At 73.8% G+C, this 4,634-nt stretch carries 4 protein-coding genes; all 4 read left to right on the top strand.

Going from position 1 to position 4,634, the window contains the following annotated elements; all coding sequences use genetic code 11:
* A partial coding sequence (locus tag RT91_RS18855) for an ABC transporter permease subunit (protein ID WP_035189249.1) occupies nucleotides 1–1,777 on the top strand: 1,777 nt, incomplete at its 5' end.
* Nucleotides 1,774–2,727 (top strand): ABC transporter permease, encoded by a 954-nt coding sequence (locus RT91_RS18860; RefSeq protein ID WP_035189251.1) that lies wholly within the window; start codon nucleotides 1,774–1,776, stop codon nucleotides 2,725–2,727. The genes RT91_RS18855 and RT91_RS18860, both read left to right, overlap by 4 nt.
* A gap of 68 nt (nucleotides 2,728–2,795) precedes the next feature.
* The gene (gene arsH, locus RT91_RS18865; RefSeq protein WP_011941969.1) at nucleotides 2,796–3,542 is read left to right on the top strand and encodes an arsenical resistance protein ArsH; all 747 of its coding nucleotides are present in this window, start codon (nucleotides 2,796–2,798) and stop codon (nucleotides 3,540–3,542) included.
* A 10-nt stretch (nucleotides 3,543–3,552) separates the two neighbouring features.
* Complete coding sequence (locus tag RT91_RS18870; RefSeq protein WP_035189250.1) at nucleotides 3,553–4,488, top strand: inorganic phosphate transporter; 936 nt, start codon at nucleotides 3,553–3,555, stop codon at nucleotides 4,486–4,488.
* The last annotated feature ends 146 nt before the right edge of the window (nucleotides 4,489–4,634 follow it).

Below are 4,634 nucleotides of genomic sequence, written 5' to 3' on the forward strand. Positions count from 1 at the left end.
GGTGACGCGGCGGGTTCTCGTCATGCGCAACGGGCGGCTGGTGCGCGATGAAGCAACCGGCGCGATCGGCGTGCCGCAGATGATCGAGGCGATGGCGGGCGAGGCCGCCGCGGCGCTGTCCGCCGCGCGGCCGCCGGCCCCCTCTGCCAGTGCGGCGGCGCTGGTCACGATCGGCGCGCCGTTCGGCACCGCCGGCCTCACCCTGCACGCCGGCGAGATCGTCGGGCTGGCCGGGCTCGAGGGCGGCGGGCAGCCGGAGCTGCTGCACGCGATCCGCCGGGCCGCGCGCGGGCGCCGCATCGCCGGCATCACCTGCGGCGCGAAGGCGGCGTTCGTCTCCGGCGACCGGCGCGGCGAGGGCGTGTTTCCGCTCTGGAGCGCGATCGCCAACGCGACGATCGCGCGCATCGCCGCCGGCCCCGCCACCGCCTGGCTGCGCCCGGCCGGCGAACGCGCCGAGGCGGCGCGCTGGCTCGAGGCGGTGCGCCTGCCGGCCGACCGCGCCGGGGCGCCGATCCTCGACCTCTCCGGCGGCAACCAGCAGAAGGTGCTGATGGCGCGCGCCCTGATGGCCGAAGCCGACATCATCCTGCTCGACGATCCGACCCGCGGCGTCGACGTCGCGGTGAAGCGGGAGTTCTACCGCCTGATCCGCGATGCGGCGGCGCGGGGCAAGCTGATCGTCTGGCACAGTTCCGAGACGATCGAGTTCCTCGAATGCGACCGGGTCTGCGTGCTGCATGACGGCGCGATCCGCCGGGTGCTCGCGGGCGACGGGATTTCGGAGGACGCGATCGTCTCCTCCGCCTTCGCCGAGCAGATCGGCGGCGGCGACGGCCGGGCCGCCGGCGGCGAGCGGCGGTTCCGGCGCGACTGGAGCGCCGCCGCGCCGGTGCTGATCCTGGCCGCGATCTTCGGGATCATCGTCGCGCTGAACCGCAGCGTGGCCTCGCTGTTCGGGATCGGCCTGCTGTCGGGCGCGGCGGTGCCGCTGGTGCTGGTCACCCTGGCGCAGATGGTCGTGATCGGCGGCAGCGAGATCGATCTCGGCGTCGGCGCCTGCGCCGGCCTCGCCAACGTGCTGAGTGCCACGATCCTGGTGCGGGCACCCTGGGCCGGCGCGCTGGCGCTGCTGCTGCTGCTCGGCGCCTACGCGCTGCTCGGCTGGCTGATCCAGGTCCGCGCGATGCCGGCGATCGTCGTCACGCTCGGCGCCTCGTTCATCTGGGCGGGGATCGGCTACGCGCTGCAGCCGACGCCGGGCGGCAGCGCGCCGGGCTGGCTCGCCGCCGCGTCGGCATGGAGCCCGGCGGGCGTGTCGTCGTCGGTGGTGTTCATCGTCGCCGCCCTGCTCGGCGGGCTGGCGCTGAATGCGTCGCGGATCGGCGTGGTGCTGCGCGGCTTCGGCGCCAATCCGCGCGCGATGGCGCAGAGCGGCTGGCCGGCGGCGCGGATCGCCATGCTGCGCTATGCGATCGCCGGCGGGTTCGCGGTTCTGGCCGGGCTGTCGATGACGGCGATCAACACCTCGTCCGACATCAATGCCGGCGGATCGTACACGTTGCTCAGCATCGCCGCGGCGGTGATCGGCGGCTGTTCGCTGCTCGGCGGCGAGATCACGGCGCTCGGCGCGGTCTGCGGCGCGCTGAGCCTGTCGCTGATCGGCAGCCTGCTCGGGTTTCTCGGCGTCTCGACCGACTACAACGCCGCCGTGCAGGGGGGGATGCTGATCGCGATCCTCGCGGCGCGCGAGATATTGCGATGGAGGCGGGCATGACGGTGCTCCCCTGGCTGCGGCGCAACCGCTGGAGCTTCGCGGCGATCGGCGTGCTGGCGCTCTGGGCCGCGCTCGACCTCGCGACGAGCCGGTTCAGCCTGCAGAACCTCTCGGGGGTGGCGAGCTCGGCCTCGTTCCTCGCCGTGGTGGCGCTCGGGCAGATGTTCGCGGTCGCGACCGGCGGGGGCAATATCGACCTGTCGGTGCCGAGCGTGATCACGCTCTCGGCCTTCGTCACCATGATCCTCTCCGGCGGCACCGATGCCGGGCTCGCGCTGGCGCTGCCCGCCGTCGTGCTGGTCGGGCTCGCGGTCGGCGCGGTGAATGCGTTCCTGATCCTGCGGGTGCGCATCCCGGCGATCATCGCGACGCTCGCGGTCGGCTACGTGCTCGATACCGCGGTGCTGATCACCAATCGCGGCTTCACCACCTTCGGCGTCAGCCCGGCGCTGCACCTCGTCGCGGCGGGGCGGGTGCTCGGCGTGCCGCTGATCCTGGTGGCGGCCGTGCTGCTCGCCGGGGCGGCGTCGGCCGTCATTCATCGCACCGGCTACGGGCGCAGCCTGATGGCGGTCGGCCAGAACGCGGTCGCCGCGGATCTGGCCGGGGCGCGGGTGGGGCGGATCACCACCGCGGCGTTCATGATCAGCGGCGTGCTCGCCGGGCTCGACGGCGCGCTGCTCTCGGCCCATGCCGGCGGCGCCTTTCTCGGCATGGGCAAGCCATACCTGCTGGAATCGGTCGGCGCCGTCGTCGTCGGCGGCACGCTGATCTTCGGCGGCAGCGCGACGCCGCTGGGCACGCTGCTCGGCTCGGTGCTGCTGGTGCTGATCGTGACGACGATGCAGATCGCCGGCCTTGCCGGCGGGGTGCAGGACGTGATGCAGGGCGGCGTGATCATCGCCGTGCTGCTCGCCGCCGGCGCCGGGGCCAGCCGGCGGACGGCGTGACGGCCGGGCCGCTTGACCGGCCGCGACGCCGCGTTGGATAACCCCGCGCATCCGGAGGGAGAGCGGGAATGGGTTCGACGATCGATCACGATCCGGCCGGCGCGGCCACGGGCGCGGCGGAGACGTTTCCGGCGCTCGAGCGCGGGCTGCTCGCCGCCCCCGACCCCGCGCGGCTGGAGCCCGCCGCGCGGGCGACGCACCGGCCGCGGGTGCTGCTGCTCTACGGCTCGCTGCGCGAGCGCTCCTATTCGCGGTTCCTCACCGAGGAGGCGGCGCGACTGCTGGAGCTGATGGGGGCGGAGGCGCGCATCTTCGATCCGCGCGGGCTGCCGGTGGCGCAGAGCGTGCCGCCGGAGCACCCCAAGGTGCGGGAGCTGCGCGAGCTGTCGCTCTGGTCGGAGGCGCAGGTCTGGTGCAGCCCGGAGATGCACGGCGCGATCACCGGGGTGATGAAGAACCAGATCGACTGGATTCCGCTGGAGATCGGCGCGATGCGGCCGACCCAGGGACGGGTGCTGGCGGTGATGCAGGTCTCCGGCGGGTCGCAGAGTTTCAACGCGGTGAACACGCTGCGCCTGCTCGGGCGGTGGATGCGGATGTTCACCATCCCCAACCAGTCGAGTGTCGCCAAGGCCTACGAGCAGTTCGACGAGGCCGGGCGGATGCTGCCCTCGTCCTATTACGACCGGCTGGTGGACGTGATGGAGGAGCTGGTCCGCTTCACCTGGCTGCTGCGCGACCGCGCGGAGTACCTGGTCGACCGCTACAGCGAGCGGCGGCAGGCGCTGGCGAGTGTGGCGACCGACCGGCTGTAGCGGCGGCGTGATGATCCTTCTCCCCCTCGTCGCGTTCGCCTTCGCCTGGAGCATGGGGGCGCATTATACCGGCGCCTGCATGGGGATGCCCTATGCCACCGGCAGCATCAGGCTGCGGCCGGCGCTGGCGCTGATGGCGGCGATGACGTTCATCGGCGCGCTGCTGTTCAGCCATCGCGTGCTGGTCCATGTCGGCCACGGGATCGTCGGCGGCGGGCTCGGCGCCGGGGCGGCGACCGCGGTGATCGGCGTCGCCTTCCTGCTGACCACGATCTTCACGAAGCTGCGGATTCCGACCTCGACCATCCAGATCCTGGTGTTCTGCCTGATCGGCGCCGCCGCGCGGCTGGGGCTGGCGGTGAACTGGCATGCCGTCTTCGGCCTCGCGGCGCTGTGGGTCGCCGCACCGGCGATCGCCTGCGGGCTCGGCTACGCGCTGACGCGGGGGCTCGACCTGGTGCCGGCGCTGCGCGAGGGCGGCGGGCTGAAACTGGTGGCGCGGGGGCTGGTGGCGGTCGGCGCCGCGGCCTCGCTGGCGATGGGGGCGAACGACGTTTCGAACGCGACGGCGGTGTTTCTCGCCGTGCATCTGACCGGCCCGCTGCTGGCCGGCGGGCTCGGCGGGCTGGGGCTCGCGCTCGGCGTGCTGACCTGGGGGCGGCCGCTGCTCGAACGCGTCGCCTTCGACGTGGTGCGGATGGACCGGACGATGGCGACGGCGGCGCAGCTGGCGCAGGCTTGCGTGGTGCTCGCGGCGGTCGGGTTCGGCGATTTCACCTCGATGAACCAGGCGCTGATCGGCGCGATGGCCGGCGCCGGGCTGGCGCGGGGGCGGCAGACGATCCAGGCGCGGACCATCGCCGGCATCCTGCGCGGCTGGGCGATCGGCCCGGCGGCGGGGTTTCTCGCCACCTATCTCGCGGTCTGGCTGCTGGGCGGCGGATAGCGGACGCGCGCGGGCGGCCGCTGCCCGGGGCGGGCGCGGCGGCGGTGCGGCGCGGTGGCGGATCACGCGATCGCGGGCGGCGGGTGGAACAGCGGCAGCGTTGCCGGCGGCGCGGCGGCGACGTGCGGCGCGGCGGTGGCCGGCAC

It is taken from the genome of Acidiphilium sp. JA12-A1 (genome assembly GCF_000724705.2).
In the GTDB taxonomy this organism is placed as follows: Bacteria; Pseudomonadota; Alphaproteobacteria; order Acetobacterales; family Acetobacteraceae; genus Acidiphilium; species Acidiphilium multivorum.

Coding starts and splice junctions, on each gene's coding strand:
- arsH (WP_011941969.1), top strand. CDS start 2,796: ATGGGTTCGACGATCGATCACGATCCGGCCGGCGCGGCCACGGGCGCG.
- RT91_RS18870 (WP_035189250.1), top strand. CDS start 3,553: ATGATCCTTCTCCCCCTCGTCGCGTTCGCCTTCGCCTGGAGCATGGGG.
- RT91_RS18860 (WP_035189251.1), top strand. CDS start 1,774: ATGACGGTGCTCCCCTGGCTGCGGCGCAACCGCTGGAGCTTCGCGGCG.